The 21,491-nt window shown below is 41.6% G+C and carries 19 protein-coding genes; 10 read left to right on the forward strand and 9 right to left on the reverse strand.

What is annotated here, in order from left to right:
- Positions 1–20 precede the first annotated feature (20 nt).
- Complete coding sequence (locus C3F22_RS07435; protein WP_104426174.1) at positions 21–380, reverse strand: hypothetical protein; 360 nt, start codon at positions 378–380, stop codon at positions 21–23.
- Between the two features lie 124 nt (positions 381–504).
- Positions 505–1,953 carry an aspartate ammonia-lyase gene (aspA, locus tag C3F22_RS07440; RefSeq protein ID WP_104426175.1) on the reverse strand — a complete coding sequence of 483 codons (1,449 nt, stop codon included), beginning with the start codon at positions 1,951–1,953 and terminating at the stop codon, positions 505–507.
- Positions 1,954–2,366: 413 nt separating this feature from the next.
- Here aspA and putP point away from each other — a divergent pair, with 413 nt between their 5' ends.
- Positions 2,367–3,881 (forward strand): sodium/proline symporter PutP, encoded by a 1,515-nt coding sequence (putP, locus tag C3F22_RS07445; RefSeq protein ID WP_104426176.1) that lies wholly within the window; start codon positions 2,367–2,369, stop codon positions 3,879–3,881.
- Positions 3,882–3,935: 54 nt separating this feature from the next.
- Here putP and C3F22_RS07450 read toward each other — a convergent pair whose 3' ends face one another.
- Complete coding sequence (locus C3F22_RS07450) at positions 3,936–4,391, reverse strand: Lrp/AsnC ligand binding domain-containing protein (RefSeq protein WP_265735215.1); 456 nt, start codon at positions 4,389–4,391, stop codon at positions 3,936–3,938.
- A 68-nt stretch (positions 4,392–4,459) separates the two neighbouring features.
- Between C3F22_RS07450 and C3F22_RS07460 the strand changes: the two genes are divergently transcribed.
- The 5 genes from C3F22_RS07460 (at position 4,460) to C3F22_RS07480 (ending at position 11,786) form a co-directional block, all read left to right on the forward strand.
- Positions 4,460–5,161 (forward strand): IS1 family transposase, encoded by a 702-nt coding sequence (locus tag C3F22_RS07460; RefSeq protein WP_005005861.1) that lies wholly within the window; start codon positions 4,460–4,462, stop codon positions 5,159–5,161.
- Between the two features lie 186 nt (positions 5,162–5,347).
- Positions 5,348–9,103, forward strand: coding sequence for a trifunctional transcriptional regulator/proline dehydrogenase/L-glutamate gamma-semialdehyde dehydrogenase (gene putA / locus C3F22_RS07465; protein WP_104426178.1), 3,756 nt, complete (start codon positions 5,348–5,350; stop codon positions 9,101–9,103).
- 179 nt (positions 9,104–9,282) lie between these two features.
- Entirely contained in the window at positions 9,283–10,365 is a 1,083-nt protein-coding gene (gene trmA, locus C3F22_RS07470) for a tRNA (uridine(54)-C5)-methyltransferase TrmA (protein ID WP_104426179.1), read from the forward strand.
- Between the two features lie 242 nt (positions 10,366–10,607).
- Complete coding sequence (locus C3F22_RS07475; RefSeq protein WP_004786091.1) at positions 10,608–10,832, forward strand: hypothetical protein; 225 nt, start codon at positions 10,608–10,610, stop codon at positions 10,830–10,832.
- Positions 10,833–11,222: 390 nt separating this feature from the next.
- Complete coding sequence (locus C3F22_RS07480) at positions 11,223–11,786, forward strand: lecithin retinol acyltransferase family protein (protein ID WP_104426180.1); 564 nt, start codon at positions 11,223–11,225, stop codon at positions 11,784–11,786.
- Positions 11,787–11,903: 117 nt separating this feature from the next.
- On the opposite strand, the gene C3F22_RS07485 is transcribed toward C3F22_RS07480, so the two are convergent.
- Together C3F22_RS07485 and C3F22_RS07490 are read right to left on the reverse strand one after the other, a co-directional pair.
- Positions 11,904–12,815 (reverse strand): bestrophin family protein, encoded by a 912-nt coding sequence (locus tag C3F22_RS07485; RefSeq protein ID WP_104426181.1) that lies wholly within the window; start codon positions 12,813–12,815, stop codon positions 11,904–11,906.
- Positions 12,816–12,881: 66 nt separating this feature from the next.
- Positions 12,882–14,609 carry a glutamine--tRNA ligase/YqeY domain fusion protein gene (locus C3F22_RS07490; protein WP_104426182.1) on the reverse strand — a complete coding sequence of 576 codons (1,728 nt, stop codon included), beginning with the start codon at positions 14,607–14,609 and terminating at the stop codon, positions 12,882–12,884.
- Positions 14,610–15,039: 430 nt separating this feature from the next.
- Between C3F22_RS07490 and C3F22_RS07495 the strand changes: the two genes are divergently transcribed.
- Both C3F22_RS07495 and C3F22_RS07500 read left to right on the forward strand, forming a co-directional pair.
- On the forward strand, positions 15,040–15,549 hold the full coding sequence (locus tag C3F22_RS07495) for a peptidylprolyl isomerase (RefSeq protein WP_004786097.1): 510 nt from the start codon (positions 15,040–15,042) through the stop codon (positions 15,547–15,549).
- Positions 15,550–15,703: 154 nt separating this feature from the next.
- Positions 15,704–16,429, forward strand: coding sequence for a UDP-2,3-diacylglucosamine diphosphatase (locus C3F22_RS07500; protein ID WP_104426183.1), 726 nt, complete (start codon positions 15,704–15,706; stop codon positions 16,427–16,429).
- Positions 16,430–16,484: 55 nt separating this feature from the next.
- Here C3F22_RS07500 and C3F22_RS07505 read toward each other — a convergent pair whose 3' ends face one another.
- Both C3F22_RS07505 and hpaI read right to left on the reverse strand, forming a co-directional pair.
- Entirely contained in the window at positions 16,485–16,685 is a 201-nt protein-coding gene (locus C3F22_RS07505; RefSeq protein WP_104426184.1) for a transposase, read from the reverse strand.
- A gap of 651 nt (positions 16,686–17,336) precedes the next feature.
- A complete protein-coding gene (hpaI, locus tag C3F22_RS07510) occupies positions 17,337–18,131 on the reverse strand; it encodes a 4-hydroxy-2-oxoheptanedioate aldolase (protein WP_104426185.1) in 795 nt (264 codons plus the stop codon).
- Between the two features lie 245 nt (positions 18,132–18,376).
- Between hpaI and nfsB the strand changes: the two genes are divergently transcribed.
- Positions 18,377–19,030, forward strand: a complete 654-nt coding sequence (nfsB, locus tag C3F22_RS07515; protein WP_104426186.1) for an oxygen-insensitive NAD(P)H nitroreductase — start codon at positions 18,377–18,379, stop codon at positions 19,028–19,030.
- Between the two features lie 51 nt (positions 19,031–19,081).
- On the opposite strand, the gene C3F22_RS07520 is transcribed toward nfsB, so the two are convergent.
- The gene (locus C3F22_RS07520) at positions 19,082–20,233 is read right to left on the reverse strand and encodes an IS4-like element ISAbe18 family transposase (protein WP_004646736.1); all 1,152 of its coding nucleotides are present in this window, start codon (positions 20,231–20,233) and stop codon (positions 19,082–19,084) included.
- 183 nt (positions 20,234–20,416) lie between these two features.
- On the opposite strand from C3F22_RS07520, the gene C3F22_RS07525 reads away from it, so the two are divergent.
- Complete coding sequence (locus C3F22_RS07525) at positions 20,417–20,644, forward strand: hypothetical protein (protein ID WP_104426187.1); 228 nt, start codon at positions 20,417–20,419, stop codon at positions 20,642–20,644.
- Here C3F22_RS07525 and C3F22_RS07530 read toward each other — a convergent pair.
- Positions 20,607–21,461, reverse strand: coding sequence for a DMT family transporter (locus C3F22_RS07530; RefSeq protein WP_104426188.1), 855 nt, complete (start codon positions 21,459–21,461; stop codon positions 20,607–20,609). The two genes, C3F22_RS07525 and C3F22_RS07530, sit on opposite strands and share 38 nt — an antisense overlap.
- Positions 21,462–21,491 lie beyond the last annotated feature (30 nt).

A 21,491-nucleotide genomic window follows, 5' to 3' on the forward strand; every position in this document is an offset into this window, starting at 1 on the left:
AAAATCAGCCTATGATTCCGTTATTTTTTGTCGCGTAAAAAGTTACGATAATTGTCATTTAACTTTTTCACAATCATTTTAAATTGCAGCAGGTTTTCTTCAGTATTTCCTAATTTTGCATTAAAACGCTGATTGGCAATTTCCAGATCAATTTTTTCATTAATGATCATTGCAGTTGAATATAGCGCTTTTAAATCATCAAAAGTTTTCATCCGTCGGTTAGACAAATATTCCAGTCGCTCACCCAGCTCCTGATTTAAATTAATCCCATCCACAATATAGCCGATCCCTTCTACATATTGGATATGATTCTCTTCCAGAAAAATCTGAGCCGGATCAGGTTTATTTGATTTAAATAAGTTACTGATTTTATCAAACATGCTATGCACTCAATTCATTGTGTCATCGATATAGTCTAGATGAAAATGCCCGAAACCCACAGACGGGATTTGAGGCAAATGGTTAAAATCAGTACAGGTCTATATTGGACTCATCCTTAAACTTTCAGGATACCTGTTCCCATTGATTCATCATTGGGACTTCTGAAACCAGATTTTCAAAGGCAAAAATTTCATCCAGCTGAATTTCACTTAACAAACCCAGTTCCAGCACCACTTCGGGTACAGTTTTATTTTCACGAATACATTGCTTGCCAATTTCATCACAAGTGGCATGACCTAAAAGTGGTTCCAGTAAGGTGATAATCCCGATACTGCGCATCACTGCATTTAAACAGTTCTGTTCATTGGCCTGAATCCCGGCAATACATTTTTGTTGTAGGGTCTGCATACCTTGAGTTAATAATTGGATGGATTCATTTAAGGATACTGCAATGACCGGCTCCATAACATTAAGCTGTAATTGCCCTGCTTCTGCTGCCATTGTCACAGTCAGGTCATTACCAATCACACGAAACGCAATCTGATTGACTACTTCTGGAATAACCGGATTGACCTTAGCTGGCATGATAGAAGAACCCGCCTGTAATTCTGGCAAACGGATTTCCGCCAGACCGGTACGCGGGCCAGAACTTAAAAGACGCAAGTCATTACAGATTTTGGACAACTTAACAGCCAGACGTTTCAGACTACTGGACAGAATAATAAACACGCCACAATCGCTGGTCGCTTCGACATAATCTTCCGCGCCTTTTAAAGGTAGGCCAGTAATTTTCGTTAAAGTTTGTACTGCATGTTTGGCATAACCATCTGGAGTATTCACGCCGGTTCCAATGGCGGTTGCACCCAGATTCACTTCCAGCAATAACTGACGCATTTGCTCAATCAGCTTCAGGTCTTCTTTTAATAAGGTTGCGAAAGCACGGAATTCCTGTTCCAGGGTCATTGGAACCGCATCCTGTAACTGGGTACGCGCCATCTTGATCACATACTGAAACTCTGATGCCTTGCTATATAAAGTATCAATCAACGATTTTTGTACATGAAGCAGTTCATCCAGACGTGTATAAGTCGCTAGACGTAGTGCCGTGGGATAGACATCATTGGTTGATTGTGAAGTATTCACATGATCATTTGGATGCAGGATATGGTAATCGCCTTTACGATGCCCGAGCAATTCTAGCGCCCGATTTGCAATAACCTCATTCGCATTCATATTGATAGAAGTACCAGCTCCACCCTGATAAGGATCAAGCGGAAATGCCTCCTGCCAGTCCTGAGGTTGATGAATCAATTTATCACATGCTTGTTGAATAGCAATACTTTGTTGTTCTGATATTTTCTGAAAATGTAAATTCGTTTGTGCTGCTGCTTTTTTAACTTGCGCCAATGCACGAATAAAGTGTGCTTGCTGACCTACTGCCAGACCTGAGATCTGAAAATTCTCAATCGCACGCAAGGTATGAATACCATAATAGCTGTGCTGGGGAATTTGTTTTTTCCCCAATAAATCCTGTTCAATTCGACTTGATTCTATTTGCAACATATTGTCCATGTCATATTACTCTAAGCAATGATGCACCATTCAGAATGGTGTTCCTTCACTATGAAGAGAGGCCCTAAAAACAAATAGAAGTGATTTAAGCAGGATTTGAAACAAAATATGTCTAATTCGAGATTGTTGTTAGTTTTGTAAAATTGTGTAATTAAAATACAAAAGTTCAATGAATTTAACTGTTTATTAAAATTATTTATTTTTCTTCAAAACCATGTGTAACTTTGTATTTTATAACCCTCTACTAATTCTTCATTTATACGAGAAAATTCTTAATTTACATAAAATATACACAAAAGCTGCTCAACTGTTACAGAGTGTAATTTTTAAACCATGTTTGAATCACTGCCCTGTGAATGCAGTTCAAAAATCATCCCGGATGATGATGTTCAAAATTTAAGGATACTCTGCCTATGAGCTCGCTTAACCCAACACTGATTACTTTTATGTTTTATATCGTCGCCATGATTGGGATCGGTTTATATGCCTATCGTGCGACGTCCAATTTTGATGAATATATTCTGGGTGGGCGAAGTCTGGGCAGTGTAGTGACTGCGCTTTCCGCAGGTGCATCCGACATGAGTGGCTGGCTGCTGATGGGCTTACCCGGAGCCATCTATTTTTCCGGTCTGTCAGAAGTCTGGATTGCGATTGGCCTGATTATTGGCGCCTGGCTGAACTGGTTACTGGTAGCTGGCCGTCTGCGTGCCCATACTGAATTTCAGAACAATGCTCTGACCCTGCCTGATTATTTCACCAGCCGTTTTGCGGATAAGAAACGAATCTTACGCTTACTATCAGCCATTGTGATTCTGGTGTTCTTTGCAATTTACTGTGCTTCCGGCATGGTCGCAGGTGCGCGTCTGTTCGAAAGCCTGTTTGGCTGGGATTACACGACAGCACTTTGGCTCGGTGCAGTGGCCACGATTCTGTATGTGTGTATTGGCGGCTTCCTGGCAATCAGTTGGACCGATACCTTTCAGGCTGGCTTAATGATCTTTGCGTTGCTTATTACACCCATCATTACCTATCTGGCATTGGGTGATAACGCTCAACAGGTGGGCACCCTACTGGAAACTGCCCGTCCACATGCATCCAATATGCTGGAAGGCCTAAGTTTTGTCGCGATTATTTCTAGCTTGGCTTGGGGCTTAGGCTATTTTGGTCAGCCACATATTCTGGTGCGCTTTATGGCGGCAGATTCGGTCAAAACTATTCCTACTGCACGCCGGATCGGCATGACCTGGATGATTCTGTGTCTGGTGGGTGCAATGTCGGCGGGCTATATCGGGATTGCTTATTTTGCAGCAAATCCTGACCTTCCTGCTGCTGCAATCGTCAACCAGAATCCTGAAACCGTGTTTATGGAATTGACCAAAATCCTGTTTAACCCTTGGATTGCAGGCATCATATTAGCGGCAATTCTGGCTGCGATTATGAGTACATTGAGCTGTCAGTTACTGGTTTGCTCGACCACCCTGACTGAAGATTTATACAAAGGCTTCCTGCGTAAAAATGCTTCACAAAAAGAACTGATCTGGGTCGGTCGTGGCATGGTGATTGTGATTGCCTTGATTGCAATTTCATTGGCCATCAATCCAAACAGTAAAGTTCTGGGTCTGGTGGCTTATGCCTGGGCTGGCTTTGGCGCTGCCTTTGGTCCTTTGATCATTTTCTCACTGTTCTGGAAACGTATGACCCTCAACGGCGCGATTGTCGGAATGGTGATGGGCGCCGTGACTGTAATTGCCTGGAAAAATTATATGGGTGATACTAGTCTGTACGAGATCATCCCGGGCTTTATTCTGGCAGCGCTAAGTATCGTGATTGTGAGCCTATTGGATAAAGCGCCAAGTCACGATGTCGTTAATCGTTTTGAACTGGCAAAAGCCGAATATCAGAAAGAAATGGCTGAAATGAATAAATAATCTTTCTATTTCAAATTAAAAAGGGACTTCGTGTCCCTTTTGTTTTGTCTGAATTTATACCTTAGCTTTAGCCGGCATTTTCAGCTTGATCTGCTGGGTTTCCTTGATCACTTCCATTACTGGATAACTACGGGTTTCTTTTACCCCCGGTAATTGCCACAAAATATCACCGGAGATTTTTCGGAATTCATCCATATTGGCACAGCGGATTTTCACCACAAAATCAAAACCGCCACTAATCATATGACATTCCACGATATCGGGAATATGCTGTACCGCCTCGGAAAATTCTTCCAACACATTCGGTGTGGTTTTATCCAGCAGAATTTCGACAAAGACCACAAAACCGTTATTCAGCATAATTGGATTAAGTCGCGCTTCATAACCGAGAATAAATCCCTCCTTAGTCAGTTTTTGCACACGCGCCAGTACCGCAGTTGGTGAAAGATTCACCATCTCTGCCAGTTTAATATTGGAAATTTTCGATTCAGACTGCAGCAAATCAAGGATGCGAATATCGGTGGTGTATCAAAAAGTATGCTAAAAAAAAGCAGGTTGAATTTTGATAAAATAGAGAAATGCAAATAACTCTAGAAATCAAATGTCCAACCTGCCTCAGTGACAGTATAAAGAAAAATGGCATCAAAGTAGATGGGAAACAAAACTACCAATGCAAAGACTGCAAACGTCAGTTTATTGGTGACCATGCTCTGAGCTATCTAGGATGTAATTCTGGCATTACTCGTAAAATATTACAGTTAATGGTCAGAGGCAGCGGTATACGAGATATCGCTGAAGTTGAGCGCATTAGTATCGGTAAAGTCTTACGGACTTTAACTGAATCGGCCTATCAAATTCAGCCTAAACAAAGTCATTATGAATCTCTCGAAGTAGATGAATTCTGGACTTTTGTTGGAAATAAAAATAATAAACAATGGCTTATTTACGCCTACCATCGAGAAACAGGTGAGATTGTTGCTTATGTTTGGGGTAAGAGAGATTTAGCTACAGTCCAAAGGTTGAAGACAAAGCTTAAACAATTAGGTATTCACTACACCCGAATTGCAAGTGATCATTGGGACAGTTTCATCACTGCTTTTAAAAACTGCAAGCAAAGTATTGGTAAGTTATTTACTGTAGGAATTGAAGGTAATAATTGCAAAATAAGGCATCGAATAAGGCGTGGTTTTAGAAGAAGTTGTAATTTCTCCAAAAAGCTTGAAAACCATTTTAAAGCCTTCGACTTAACTTTCTTTTACATCAATAATGGCTTCATTTAATGTCAGCATACTTTTTAAAACACCACCCGAATATCTATTCGGTCAAGGCTTAAATATGGGCTATTCATTAGAATTATTCTCTAAAAATGATACAAACTATAGTGAGATATTTGTCAATTATTTTGGGATTATAGATTAAAACTCATTCAACTCAAAGAACCGATTGACGCAGTACAGGAAGTCACTATGTCCACCACAATACGCCCGAATTCGCACTCGAATGCAGTGAAGCAATCGAATTACATTGCTGAATTTAAGGATAAAAACCAATATGAACAGCGCATCAATACCGCATGGCGACGTGCCGAGTCCGAGTGCATGGAAACGCTGCTGGAACATAGTGAAATTTCTTCAGAACTGACAGATAAAATTCAGTGCCTGGCGTTTGATCTGGCACATTCCCTACGCGAGCGTAAAGGCTCTGGTGGTAAAGCCGGTATCGTACAAGGATTGCTTCAGGAATTTTCGCTCTCTTCTCAGGAAGGGATTGCCTTGATGTGTCTGGCAGAAGCCTTACTGCGTATTCCAGATACAGCAACCCGTGACCTGCTGATCCGCGACAAGATCAATCAGGGCAACTGGAAAGAACATCTCGGCCAAAGCCAACTGATGTTCGTGAATGCTGCAGCCTGGGGTTTGATGCTGACCGGCAAACTGATGGAAACACCACAGCAGAAAAGCTTGTCGAGTTTATTAACCGGTCTTTTAGCACGTAGTGGCCGTAGCATCATCCGTAAAGCGGTGGACGTCGCAATGCGCATGATGGGTGAGCAGTTTGTCACTGGCGAAACCATTGATGAAGCCCTGAAAAATGCAGAACGACTAGAAGATAAAGGTTTCCAATATTCTTATGACATGCTTGGTGAAGCAGCGCTGACCGATCCAGATGCGGAGCGTTATTATCAGGACTATCAAGACGCCATTCATGCTATCGGCAAGGCATCAACAGATAAGGATGTTTATAACGGTCCCGGTATTTCCATCAAACTGTCTGCACTGCATCCACGTTATCAGCGCTCGCAAATGGACCGCGTCAATGATGAACTGTATAGCAAAGTTCTGAATCTGGCAGTTCTGGCGAAAAACTATAATATCGGCCTGAATATTGATGCCGAAGAAACTGAGCGTCTGGAAATTTCCTTAGAGCTTTTAGAACGTCTTTGTTTTGAACCTGAACTCAATAACTGGAAAGGCATTGGTTTTGTGATTCAGGCCTACCAGAAACGCTGCTTCTATGTCGTGGATTACATCATTGATCTGGCTAAACGCAGCCAGAAACGCCTGATGATTCGTCTGGTGAAAGGTGCGTATTGGGATAGCGAGATCAAGAAAGCCCAGATCGAAGGTATGTCTGATTATCCGGTATTTACCCGTAAAGTGCATACTGACCTATCCTATATTGCCTGCGCACGTAAACTACTGGCAGAGCCGGACTATATTTACCCACAATTTGCGACACATAATGCGCAGACTGTTGCCACGATTTATCAGCTCGCTAATCCAGACCGCTATTATGCTGGTCAATATGAATTCCAGTGTCTGCATGGCATGGGTGAACCGCTATATGAAAATGTGGTAGGTGATAAAGCGGCTGGTAAACTTGGTATTCCATGCCGGATCTATGCACCGGTCGGGAACCATGAAACCCTGTTAGCTTATCTAGTGCGTCGACTACTGGAAAATGGCGCGAATACCTCTTTCGTCAATCGCATTGCTGACAAGAATTTAAAAGTCGAAGACCTGATTGAGAATCCGCGTCAAACCATTTTAAAAGCAGCTCAACAGGAAAATGCCTTAGGTGCTAAACATCCGCAAATCCCTTACCCAAAAGATTTATATGGTACTTTACGATCAAATTCGTCTGGTTTGGATCTGGCCAATGACGCAGACCTGCAAGCCTTAAATGAAGTTGCAACTGACTTGGCGAATAGCCAATTCCAGGCTGCGGCGATGGGTACTGCATTTTCAGAACTAAATACTAGCAACGCTATACAGGTTATCAATCCTGCCCAACATCAAGATGTGGTCGGCACCGTATATGAAGCCACCACTGAACAGGCTGAAATAGCCCTGACTCAGGCCGTAAATGCACAAAGTTTATGGAGCAACTTGCCAAAGAATGAACGTGCTGCCTGTCTCAATAAAGCCGCTGACCTGATGCAGGAACGTCTGTTACCACTGATGGTTCTACTGTCTCGTGAAGCCGGTAAAACTTATGCAAATGCGATTGCGGAAGTCCGTGAAGCGATTGACTTCCTACGCTACTATGCTGGCCAGATGCTGGACCTGTCTAATGATGTACATATTCAGCCTTTAGGAACTGTACTCTGCATTAGTCCTTGGAACTTCCCGTTAGCGATCTTTACCGGACAGATTTCGGCGGCATTGGTTGCTGGTAATACAGTCATCGCCAAACCAGCTGAACAAACCCCGTTAATTGCCGCGCAAGCCGTGCAAATTCTCTGGGAAGCAGGTATTCCGCAGGATGTCCTTCAGCTATTGCCGGGTCGTGGTGAAACCATTGGTGCTCAGCTCAGCCAAGATTCCCGTATCCAAGGCATCATGTTTACCGGTTCCACTGAAGTAGCGAAAATTCTACAGAAGACCGTAGCAGAACGACTGAATCAGTTTGGCGAAAGCGTAACGCTGATTGCCGAAACTGGCGGTCAGAATGCCATGATTGTAGATTCATCAGCACTTACCGAACAGGTTGTACTGGATGTAGTTAACTCAGCCTTTGATAGTGCCGGTCAGCGCTGTTCTGCCCTGCGTGTGCTCTGTGTACAGGAAGACAATCTGGATACTGTACGTAAGATGCTAAAAGGTGCAATGCAGCAATTGCGAGTCGGCAATCCGGTTCTACTCAAAACTGATATTGGTCCAGTGATTGATGCCGAAGCACGGCTGAACATCCAAAAACATATTGATCAAATGCGTAGTAAAGGTCATCAAGTTCATCAGCTGATGTTTAATCAAGATGCTTCTGATCTGGCTCAAGGGACTTTTATTCCACCGACCTTGATTGAACTGCCGAATTTAAATGATCTTGAGCGTGAAATCTTTGGTCCAGTACTACATCTGATTAGCTATAAAGCCGGCGAGCTGCCACAACTACTAGATCAGATCAACAGCAAAGGATATGGCCTGACTATGGGCCTACATACCCGGATCGATGAAACCATGCAGACTGTAATTTCAAAAGCACATGTCGGGAACTTGTATATCAACCGCAATATTGTCGGTGCTGTGGTGGGTGTACAGCCCTTTGGTGGTGAAGGTCTGTCTGGGACTGGTCCGAAAGCCGGTGGTCCACTTTATATCTACCGTTTAATGCATCAGGTGTCTGAGAAGAAACTGGCTCAGCCTTATGCGATGCAGTCTGCTCAGGCACTACTTAAAAATTCGGTGTCGCAAGATTTTAAGGATTGGGTAAGCAAGACTTTTCCACGGGTTTCTTTGCAATCTCCTGCTCAGATTGCAACGGGACATAGCTTTAGCCTGCAAGGTCCAACGGGTGAGGAAAACCAGTACATGATCCTGCCGCGTGAGAGTGTGCTCTCTCTAGCAGAAAATGATATGGATCAGATTCAGCAAATCTTGGCGATCTTATCGGTTGGTAGCCGCCCGGCCGTACTCGCAGACAATACTTTTATACTCAAGTATCTGCAAAGCATGCCCGCGAGTGTGGTGAAAGCTATTAAAGTTATCAAGGATATTGAATCAGGTGATTTTGAAGCTGTACTGCATCATGGCGAGACCTCTGCATTGATGGATTTGCAGCAACGTATTGCAAGACGACAAGGAGCTATTGTAGGTATCACGCATTTAAGCTCAGGAAATTATGAGATTCCAGTGGAGCGTTTCGTGATTGAACGTGCAATCAGTATCAATACCGCAGCTGCAGGTGGTAATGCCAGTCTCATGACCATGTCAGGTCTGTAAAAAGCTTTAGTACTGAGATTATTTTAATCCCTTTCCTCTTATGGCCAAATCTCTCCCCTTTGAAGATTTGGCCTTTTTTTAACTGCTTTTCCAGCCTGTTTCCCTGAATAGTCTTAGGCAGAACAGCAAATTTTTGCTACCATCTTGGCTTTCAAAATATTTGCGATTTTTTACTGCATATGACCTCATCTTATCAGCAACAACTGGATGCCAAAGTTGAACGCATTAGCGCGCAATTTGCCGAATATCAACCACCTGCCCTTGAAGTATTTGAGTCGCCTGAACAGTACTATCGCATGCGTGCTGAATTCCGGATCTGGCATACTGAAGATGACCTGTTCTATGCCATGTTTGAGCGTGATGAGAACAATAATAAGAAAGTGATCCGTATTAATGAATTCCCTGTGGCTGACCGCAGTATTAATGACTTAATGCCGCAATTACTAGAAGCCTTCAAAGCCGATGCAACTCTGGGTCACCGCCTATTTGAAGTGCATTTCCTGGCAACACTCAAAGGTGAAGTACTGGTTTCCCTGATCTATCACCGCAAGCTGGATGAAAGCTGGGAACCTGCAGCTAAAGCACTAGCTGAAAAATTAAAGATCAAGCTGATTGGTCGTAGCCGTGGCCAGAAATTTGTCTTGAGCGATGAGTTTGTCGTAGAGGAACTCAGTGTATTTGACCGCAAATATCAGTACAAACAGATCGAAAGTAGCTTCACCCAGCCGAATGCACAAGTCTGCCAGAAAATGCTGGAATGGGCATGTAATGCCGCGCAGCAGTCTGATAAAGACCTGTTAGAGCTTTACTGTGGCAATGGTAACTTTACCCTGCCATTGTCTACCCGTTTCCGTCGTGCATTGGCAACTGAGTTGGCCAAGTCATCTGTGTATGCGGCTGAATGGAATATCGAGCAGAACGGTATCGACAATATTCAGGTAGCACGTCTATCTGCGGAAGAATTTACACAAGCGTTTAATGGTGATCGTACTTTCCGCCGTCTACAAGAAGCCAATATTGACCTGTCAACTTATGACTTCGATACGGTATTCGTCGATCCCCCACGTGCAGGGATCAATGATGAAACACTGAAACTGCTACAGCGCTTTGAACGAATCATCTACATTTCTTGCAATCCGGACACATTACATGACAATCTGAAACAACTATCCCAAACCCATAAAATTACCAAGTTTGCCCTATTCGATCAGTTCCCTTATACCCATCATGTAGAGTCCGGAGTACTGCTGGAAAAACGCTAAAAATATTGTTTCAATTTATTTTTTTGTTACATAAATGGAGCTTTTGTTAGCTCCATTTTTTATACATAAAATTAGTAACTTATCCATGAATTATCTTGTTTCAATCAAATAATATCGTTCAAAATCTCTTCTACAATCGAAAATTTAAAATACTGACTGCTGCTTTTATCACATAGGGCCTATTGCTTTATTTATTAAATTGGATATATTTCACTCTATGTTAGGTTGTGTATGAAGGCTCTATGAGTTTCTGGCAGAAGTTGTTTTCAGATGAACAACAAAATGAACACAAGAACCAGATTGCTTGTGTTGAAAATGATTGCTCTTGCAAGACAAATGAACAGCTCCTTGAAGCACTGTCTAAAGCAACTGATGAAGATATCATTATCGGAATCAAAAAAGTTCTAGCTTCTCGCGGTTACAGCCGTAAAGAACTCAATGAACTTCAGCACCTGCCGCTGCAATAAGCAGCTTAGGTCTTGATAAAAAGCATTTGCATACGCAAATGCTTTTTTTATATCTATCATTTGGATTTTTGCCTACCCCTCTTTGCTTTCAATCAAATGGAACCTACTCCTTATATCTAAACCTAAGTGTCTATGTGTCTATATCTTTACTTCTTTTCAAATATGCAGATAAATGACTTTTCATATTTGCTTAGGCTATTTAGACATTATAATTTTAGATTTGCCTTAATCAGTTCACATACAACATTTATAAGGTTCGAGAAATTTAAAGATGACTGTCTAGACAACGAATTCTGGATAGAATTAAGCCCTAAAACATCGATTAATTCACAAAAAAACAGTACACTTGCTGTTTAAAATACACTTGTTATTAAATGGCTTAATCTTTACATGCAGCGAACTAAACGGTTTCCCATAGGTGCGCATCTTATGGTTAAACATTTCGGTTATACTCATCACGGGATTTATGCCGGGCGTGGTCGTGTCATCCACTATTCCGGTTTTGCACATTTATTTAAGAAGCATCCAATTGAAATCACCTCAATTGAGAAATTCAGCAACGGCAAACTGATTCAGATCCAGTATTATGCCTCAGCAAAATATAAAGGCCGTAAAGTCGTGCGTCGTATGCGTTCCAGAATGCATGAAAATAACTATCACCTGATTATTAATAATTGTGAACACCTCTGTACTTGGGCAATCACTGGCGTAGAAAGCAGCCCTCAAGTCATTCAGATGATGAATCGCCTAACGACGATCGGTTATATCAGCTCCATGATGAGCTTTATGAATAGCCTTTTCCTGACCTTGACGACTACCTGTTTCGCTCTAGCCCTCTATATCAAGAAAAAGCTTCGTGACAAGGCCAAACAACGTTTAGAGCAATATCGTGAGCTACATGAGCAGGTCAAAAACAATAGCCCAGATCTTGGTAATCATTTAAAACATCGTTAAGGTTTTAGTTTCTTGCTATTAAAGTTTTTAAGATAGCTATTCAAAAATAATTTAAAAATAAGATGACTTTCATTTGATTTATTTAATGATTAGCCTTTCAATAAAATCAGTTTAAACCTAAGTTAAATAAGCTTTTTGGACTTTAATCGCTTCAGGTAGTTCTTGTCCTAAAGAACTCAGGGTTTCACGTTCGATCAATCTCACAATAGAGTCTAAAGGCAGATCATTATCCTGAAGCCCAAAAGGCTCTTCCAGTTCCGCACTCAGCTCATCTAACCCTAACAGCATATAAGCAATCAGGCCGACTAGAATCGGAGTCCATAAACCAAGACTGGCTTCCAGACTAAATGGCAGGATAAAACAGAAAGAATAAACAGCACGATGCAACAGCACCGAATAGGAAAATGGTAACGGCGTCGACAGGATCCGGTCACAACCCGCCTGTATATCGCCTAAAGCCACTGTATGCTGATTCAGGTTGTTATAAATAATATCTGTGATTTTGCCCTGTTTATAGAGCAGAACCAAATCTTTCTGGATCTGTTCCAGTACCCATTGTGATGCATTGATATGCGTGGGCAATTGTTCATATGTAGCAGCTTCAAAACCAGTGTGGGTCTGGTAATGCTGAATACTTTGCTGTTGCTGTCTCAAACGGTCACGTAATAAATGAGTGAACAGCATCATTCGATACAACAGGATTTCACGTGACTGATCATCAAGGACGTAACTATCACGACATAAATGACGTGTCGTAGCAATCAGCGCTCCCCACAGCTTGCGTCCTTCCCACCAGCGGTCATAACAGGCGGTATTACGAAAGCTGAGAAAGATCGACAGAATCACCCCGAAGATGGTAAAGCCAATGGCTGGCACTGCAGGAAAGCTAAAAAAATGCGCCTGACGCAGATAAACTAGCAAGCCTGAAAGAAAAATTACCAGCCCCAAGGCAGGCAAAACTTTAGGCAAAATTGTGCCATGCCATGCAAACAGTAGACTAAAGCTATTACTTTTATCACGAACAATCATTCATTCTTCCCTGCCACGATTGAAAAAGCCCAACCGGAGTTGGGCTTTTTAGAGATTTAGCTTAAATTATTTGCCAGGTTTAAAGCTGTCTTTCAGATCCAGAATACGGTTGAATACTGGTTTGTCGCTTGTATGATCATATTGATCCGCTACAAAATAGCCTTCACGTTCAAATTGGAAACGATCTTCCGGTTTTGCCTGAGCCAGTGCAGGCTCAATAACTGCTTGAACCACTTTCAATGATTCAGGATTCAGATTCGCCAGGAAGTCATCACCAGTTTCTGGATCAGATTCAGTGAACAGACGATCGTAAATGCGAACTTCAGCAGGAACACCTTTACATGCAGATACCCAGTGAACCACACCTTTTACCTTACGGCCCTCAGGATTTTTACCTAAAGTTTCAGGATCGATTGAGCACTTCAGTTCAACTACTTCACCGTTCGCATCTTTAATCACTTCATCACATTTGATGACATAAGCATGACGAAGACGCACTTCACCGCCCGGAATCAGACGTTTGAAGCCTTTAGGTGGCTCTTCCTCAAAGTCTTTACGGTCGATATAGATTTCTGAAGTGAGCGGAATAATACGTTCGCCCATATCCACGTTTGGATGGCGTGAATGAGTCAGATCCATATCAGCTGGCAGATTGGTTAAAGTCACTTTCAGTGGATTCAATACTGCCATACCGCGAGCTGCAGTATTTTCTAAAGATTGACGGATGCAATATTCAAGCATTGCTACATCAACGATACTGCCATCGACTTTAGATACACCTACACGCTTACAGAAATCACGCAGACCTTCAGGCGTGAAACCGCGACGGCGCATACCTACAACAGTCGGCATACGTGGATCATCCCACCCATTGACATAACCGCCTTCAACCAGCTTACGCAGCTTACGTTTAGAAGTGATGGTGTAATCAACATTCAGGCGGCTAGATTCGTACTGACGTGGCACAGATGGCGATTTAACTTTTTCCACCACCCAGTCATAGAATGGACGATGATCTTGGAATTCCAGTGTACAAAGTGAGTGTGTAATGCCTTCAATCGCATCTGATAATGGATGCGCATAGTCGTACATTGGATAAATTTTCCATTTATCGCCAGTCTGGTGATGTGCAGAATGCAGAATACGATACAGAATCGGATCACGCATATGCACATTTGGCGAGTTCATATCTATCTTGGCACGCAATACCGCTTCGCCTTCAGCATATTCACCCGTACGCATTTTTTCGAAACGCTCAAGGTTTTCTTCCATCGTCGCATCGCGTTGTGGCGAGTTTTTACCTGGCTCTACAAAGTTACCGCGGTTTAACTTGATCTCTTCCGGAGTTTGTAGATCCACATAGGCATCGCCCTGTTCAATCAGTTGAATTGCCCATGCATATAACTGGTCAAAATAGCTTGATGCATAGCGTGGTTCACCATTCCACTGGAAGCCCAGCCATTTCACATCATTGGCAATACCATCCACATATTCCTGCTCTTCTGCATCGGGGTTGGTATCATCAAAACGCAGGTTGCACAGGCCACCAAATTCTTCAGCAATACCGAAATTCAGGCAGATCGCTTTAACATGACCAATATGCAAATAACCATTTGGTTCAGGCGGGAAACGGGTGACCACTTGCTGGGTACGGCCAGCTGCTAGATCATCAGTAATCACCTGACGTACAAAGTCTAAGCCTGGTTGTTGTTCCTGCTGCTGCGCTGAATCGACTGCATTCTTATTTTGGGTCGGGTTGTCGGGCAGAGACGTCACAACATCATTTGGCTTCATGATTAATCATTCACTTCTAAAGTTAAAAAGGGATTAATGAATATGCAGTAGCTCACGCGGTCTAACTGTATTCACTAAATAAAGGTTCTTTAGTTTAACTATAGGTGAATGATCTCTCAACCGTTAACTTAGGTATTTGATTTCAATTCGTTCATTTTCAAATTGGAAAATACAATAGCTTACCAAATCGTAAAATATCCGCTTTTGACTGAGCCAGCAGATCAGTGCATGCTCTTAGGGTCAGACAAGCTTTATGAAGACGCATGATCTAGAAGAAATGACTTTGTAAATCAATGCATAAATAAGATACGATTTTTATGTTTTTAACAAAGAAAATTATGTTTTTGCTTGCCTTGTCGATTGTAGTTTGCTTATGCTTCCTTCATTCAGAAAAAACCATGGCATTAGTCCATGATTAGGAGATTACACAATGAGTTTTCCTCAAGTCGAATTAAACACCAATAAAGGTCGTATTGTTCTTGAATTAAACGCTGAAAAAGCACCTAAAACAGTAGCTAACTTCTTGCAATATGTACGTGACGGTTTTTATGACGGCGTAATTTTCCACCGCGTTATTGATGGTTTCATGATCCAGGGCGGCGGCATGGATGAAAACTTCAAAGAAAAAGCAACACGTGATGCGATTGAAAACGAAGCTGACAACGGTTTAAGCAACGATGTAGGCACCATTGCAATGGCACGTACTCAAGCACCTCACTCTGCTTCTGCTCAGTTCTTCATTAACGTGAAAAACAACTCTTTCCTTAACCATACTGGCAAAACTGCACAAGGTTGGGGTTATGCCGTATTTGGTAAAGTAGTTGAAGGCATGGATGTTGTTGATGCAATCAAAGGTGTTCGCACTGGCAACCGTGGCTACCACGCTGACGTTCCTCTAGAGAACGTTGTGATCGAATCTGCAAAAATCATTTCTGAGTAATTTTAAATCCTCCCTAATCCTCCTTTAATAAAGGAGGGAACCACCATTTTTAAAGATGGTTTTTCTCCTTCCTGAGTAAGTTTTAAAGCACTGCTTTTAAAACGAAACGCAAGAAAGGGAGGTCGGGAGGGATTAAAAAATAAGGAAAAGATTCGTGACCTATCTGTTTATCTCAGATTTACATTTGTCACCTGATCACCCTCGACTCGTTCGGGGGTTTTTAGATTTATTGGCAGCTTATCAGCATAAAAATACCCAACTGTATATTTTGGGCGACTGGTTCAATGCCTGGATTGGAGACGACTACACTGCTCCCTGGCTGGATGAAATCGTCAGTGCTTTAAAACAGTTTAACCAGGCCGGCAATCAGATCTATTTTCTCATCGGTAACCGTGACTTTGCCTTAGGCCAAGATTTTCTGGATCAATTTTCCGGACAGCTTTTACCTGAAATGACCAGTTTAAATATCGGTTCGATCCGATACCGGATCGAACATGGCGATGCACTCTGTACCGATGATGTGTCCTATCAGCGTTTCAGAAAAATCATCCGTCATCCCTGGATGTTAGGTTTTTTAAGAAAAATGCCTCTTAGCTTTCGAGCCAGACTCGCCAACGGTTTCCGCAAGAAAAGCCATGAAGCACAGCAATTGAAAAGCTATGAGGTTATGGATGTAAACCCATCTGCGGTAGAAGCAGCACTCAAAGAAGCAGATGTGCTGATTCATGGACATACTCACCGCGCTGCAATCCATGATGTAAATGGTAAAAAAAGAATTGTTTTAGGAGATTGGAAAGCTGATTATGCTGAGATTTTAGAGCTGGGCAGCTCGGATATTGATATTCATAACATTCAGCTAAAAATCTGGTATTACCCATAAAAAAAGCAACTGCGAGCAGTTGCTTTTTATATTTTATTTAACTTAAACGGTATAACTAGTTAAAACCAGTATAGAAACTTTTACCATCCAGATTAAATGGATATTGTTCACCATTTTCAAGTTCAATCATCTTGCCCACATTGACCATAATCATACCATTGATGGTATTTTGCTGACGTTGCATTGGTACAACTTTGACTTGAATTTCACAACCATTAATGGCGGTCGCGATAGACCACGTATTTAAATTTTTCAAAATATTCACTCATAATATGAGCTTTTTGTGATTAAACAAGGAGAGCTATAGACTAAAAATAAATCTTATTTCTGGGTTTGCTAGAGTTTTTTTAACAGGAAAACCTGTCTTTCGTGTATCACAATCAGCTAAAAATAAACCAGCGAAAACAGTATTCGCTTTAAAGTAATTATCTTATAACTCTTTTTTGACCAAATAGCAAAATTACATTGTAATGACATATGTCAAGAGTAGTATTTTTCAGATGCTTTTTCGCCTATCTGAATGTCCAGTAAAGAAGTATTTCAACATATAAAACAAACCGATCAACATCATGATACTAAAGCCAGAGATCAAATCACCTGAATCAAGAAAGTTTACAACTGTCAGATATCCAGTAGACAAAGTATAAATCACCATGAAAACGAATAAGATACGTTGCCCTAAACGATAACGTTGTTACTTTTTTTGCTCATGGATCTGTTTTTGCTGCTCAAAAATATTTCAATTTCTTCTGGTTTCATTTTATCATCCCACCCATCTTATTTTTTAAACTACTATAGCTAAAGTAAATAAAAAAGCTCTGACAAATCAGAGCTTTTATAAAATATCTTCTATGTAAGTAATCAATATTGAGAAACCACAATTTACGACTCTCTGATATTTTTATAATCAATAACCGCCTTCTGACTTGATGACTTCAGCATCAGGTTTATATTTCGCCAAAAGTTCACGAAGCGAGTTCATCAGAACACTGGTATCAACCCCTACTGCAACGAACTCAGTTCCAAGCGCCAGATATTTCTGGGTAGCTTCATGCTGCGTCGATAAAATCCCAGCAGCCTTACCAGATGCACGAATCCGCTGAATAGCGTCTACTACTGCTTTTTGTACTTCAGGATGGTTCGGATTCCCCTGATAACCCATAGTCGCTGAAAGATCTACCGCCCCAATAAATACACCATCAGTCCCCTCAATCTTGAGGATTTCATCCAGATTTTCCAGACCTGTCACCGATTCAATCTGAATTAACAAACAGATATTTTCATGAGCAGTCTGATAATAATTCGGGATACTATTCCAGCGTGTCGCACGTGCCAGCGCAGCACCCACACCACGAATTCCTTCCGGTGGATAACGGACTGCTTTGACCATTAATTCGGCCTGCTCCACAGTTTCTACCATAGGAATCAATAAGGTCTGTGCGCCAATATCGAGTAACTGCTTGATCAGTTGTACACTGCCGATTGGTGGGCGTACTACAGCTTGAGATGGATAAGCAGCGATACTCTGTAATTGAGAGAGCGTTGTTCTCAAGTCGCTTGGGGCATGCTCGCCATCAATCAAGAGCCAGTCATAGCCCGCATTTGCCGCAATTTCTGTTCCATACGCGTCAGCCAGTCCGACCCACAAGCCAATTTGCTGCTGCGTCTTTAATTTACGTTTAAAGTAATTGGTATATTGCATCGGCCCACCTATCTTGCATGCTATTGCCTGAAGTTCTTATTAAACTCCTGTTACCAGAAACTGCCAATATACAAAAGCTTGCTTTTTATCTGATTTAACTCTTAGTTTTTCATAAAATTTCACTCAAGATTATATAAATATAGACTTTGCCGATGATATTTTTATTGTAATAATCTTTTGATCAGAAAAATCTAGATGCCTAAAGCATATTTCTAAACGCCTTATCAAAAGATTGGAGTCCATCAATGGATTTACTCAAGATCGCTCAAACCCGTTATACCACTAAAGCTTATGACCCTAACAAGAAGGTTCCAGCAGAACAATTTGAACGTTTATTAGAAATCTTACGCCTGACGCCATCTTCGATTAATATCCAGCCCTGGCATTTTTTTATTGCCGACAATGATGCCGCTAAACAGCGTATTGCCAAAGCACTAGTTGGAACTTATGCCTACAATGCACCCAAAGTGCTGGATTCTTCACATACCATTTTATTTTGTACCAAAGCCGATATTGACGAGTTACATCTAAACAACCTGTTAAATCGTGATGATCTCAGTGGTCGTTTTAAAGATGAGAGCGCCAAAGAAGGTCAAAAGAATACCCGTACCGGCTATGTACATTATTATCGTAATGAAAAAGGCGATATTCAGCGCTGGGCAGAAAACCAGACCTTTATTGCATTGGGACAGATCTTACTGGCTGCAGGAAGTGAAGGTATTGATGCCACACCGATCGGTGGTTTTGATGAAGACATTCTGAGTGAGGAATTACAGTTAGCTGAACAAGGCCTAATTCCATCAGTACTGCTTACTTTAGGTTATCGCAGTGAAAACGATTTCAATGCCAAATTGCCTAAATCTCGTCTGCAAGCCGAAGATATTTTCACCAAACTGTAAGCATTTTATGTTATAAAAGGGGTCTAGTGCCCATTGCTGTCCCACAATTTTTCACAAGAGGAAGCTCATTTGAGCTTCCTCTTGTTTTATGGGTATTTTATCGGGTGAAAATAAAGCTTTTAAAGTTCTTCTTTCAAACAAATTCACTTGAATTATTCTGAGTAAACGTTGAACTGTCCAACCTGTTTTTCCTAAATGTTGAGCGAAACTCACCAATAAATAGGCGATCATCGCAATCCAGATTTGTGTCTGAATTGCGTTCCTGCTGCGGCCTAGAAACGCTTTTAATTTGAGATTCTGCTTAATCGCCTTAAAGAACAGCTCAACTTTCCAACGATCTTTATAAATCGCCGCAATGGTAGAGGCGGCTAAATGAAAGTTATTGCTGAGAAAGCTAAAGTGCTTGCCACTTTGCTGATCTCTATATTCAATTCTTCTTAACACTGGGGCTTTTCTTTTTAGGGCATGTGCGCTATTCAGCTGAATGGTTTCATCTTTTAGAATACCTTTGGATTCAAGCACTGGATGTTGCTGGATCACCTGATACACAGATTTAGGCCTAAAACGTGTGACAAATCCAATGTTTTGAGCAGTCAGATTTGCATACCATTGGTAATCGACATAGCCTTTATCAAAAACTACAATGCTGCCAGCAGGAAACTGGAATTTGCGGCCTTGTACCATGTCATTTTCTTTGCCATTTTCAACTGCAACAAACTCAGGAATATCATTGCTGTGATTCAATCCTATACTGAGTTTCATGCTGGCTTTTGAGTCGTGAACTTTGGCCCATTCACATAAGGAAAGCGACAGGTCAATATGACTGGCATCCAAGGAATACAAGGGATTCTTAAAGCGAAATTTATGAGCTACTTTTGAGTGTTCATAGTATTTAAGCAACTTGTAAAATAGCTGTTGATACAAGGCAGCAGGCTGCTGCTCATTGATTCGTGCCAGCGTGCTTCGGGGAATAGACTTTGCTCCGAGATGACTTAGCTTTTCCTGTTGGCACTCCAAATTGGATTGAATATCTCTCAGACTTTGCCTACAAGAGAATTGAGACATCAATATGGCAATAAACTGATCCCACCGGGAAGCCGCTCTAAATTTCTGTCCAACATGGTGTACTTTAGCAAGTTGTTCAAAATCCTGTCGCACAACAGGTTTAATTAGCTCATGAAATACGGTATTCTGATGTGACAAAACCTGAGTCCTGGTCGTTAAAGTGTTTGTATGCACTCATATTTTAACTGTTAGGACTCAGGTTTTTTTATTTAAAGCAAACTATGGGACAGCAGTGGTCTAGTGCCCCTTTTCTTGTCAATTTGGGCCTAATTTTTGCTTTATTCTCCAAACATCCAACTAGAATAACAATTAGAGGTACCCATGTCTGTTTTACCATCCAGCTCTTTAAAATTCGAATGCAAACACTGCGATAAGATCTATTTACATCACTATGCTAATGCCCAGCATCGTTATCCGCATTGTCCAGACTGCAAACAGGCAGACTTATTGCTTGGACGGGCTGAAAAAGAAGACCTGTTACGTTATCCGCTTGAATTTGCATCTTCCTATGTTAAACAGACATTGCATATGCTAGGCAAACAACACTAATCACACCTAGAATCAACCCGATCACACTTGCAGGTTTGAGTCGTTCTTTAAAGATGAGCAATCCTGCAATCACACCAAAAATCACCACCAGAATATTCATGCCCGCAAATACAATCGCTGGCGTATCTTTGAGTATCATGTGTGCTTTGACGTAAAAAGCAATATTGGCAAAGTTCAACGCACCCAATAACAGACCAAAACCAATATCCTTGCCAGAACCCAGATGACGATATTGCAGCAGCAGATAGATCATCGACAGAATCATGGCGCAGATAAACATCAAGTTCAGTGCCACAGCAAATTGTAGACCAAGGCTGGTGGTATATTTCAACAAGACATCAATCAGTGCATAACCAAACCACACCAGACCCAGAAAAAACATTCCCTGCCTGGAGCTTTCTGATGCCTGACGGTGTGAGAATAGAATGCACAGTACGGAACTTATGCCTAAGACAATACCCAGCATCTTGAGCTGGTTAAATTGTTCCTGAAAAATGAAATAAGCAGCGGCCAGTGATAGTACAACCGATAATCGCTGGGCAATTTCAGTTTTTAAGATTCCTGCTGTCTGTAATGACTTGGCCAGAAATAGAAATACGCTCGGCAATAAAACGCCAAGCGCCAGAATCAGTAGCCATGGAGTCTGACTCATGGAAATATGCTGGATGTCTGGCTTGAACCAGAAAAAACACAATACGCTGGCTGTAACATAATTCCAGCTAATCATGTGGATGGGGCTCAAGCCTCTATTTTTAGCAATTTTTAAGAGTATTGAGACTGCAACACTACATAATGCTGCAATAAAAATCAGTTCCATATGCTGCTCTTATTCTTCATCTTTATTTAA

The sequence above is a fragment of the Acinetobacter sp. ACNIH1 genome (assembly GCF_002934695.1).
Taxonomy (GTDB): Bacteria; Pseudomonadota; Gammaproteobacteria; order Pseudomonadales; family Moraxellaceae; genus Acinetobacter; species Acinetobacter variabilis.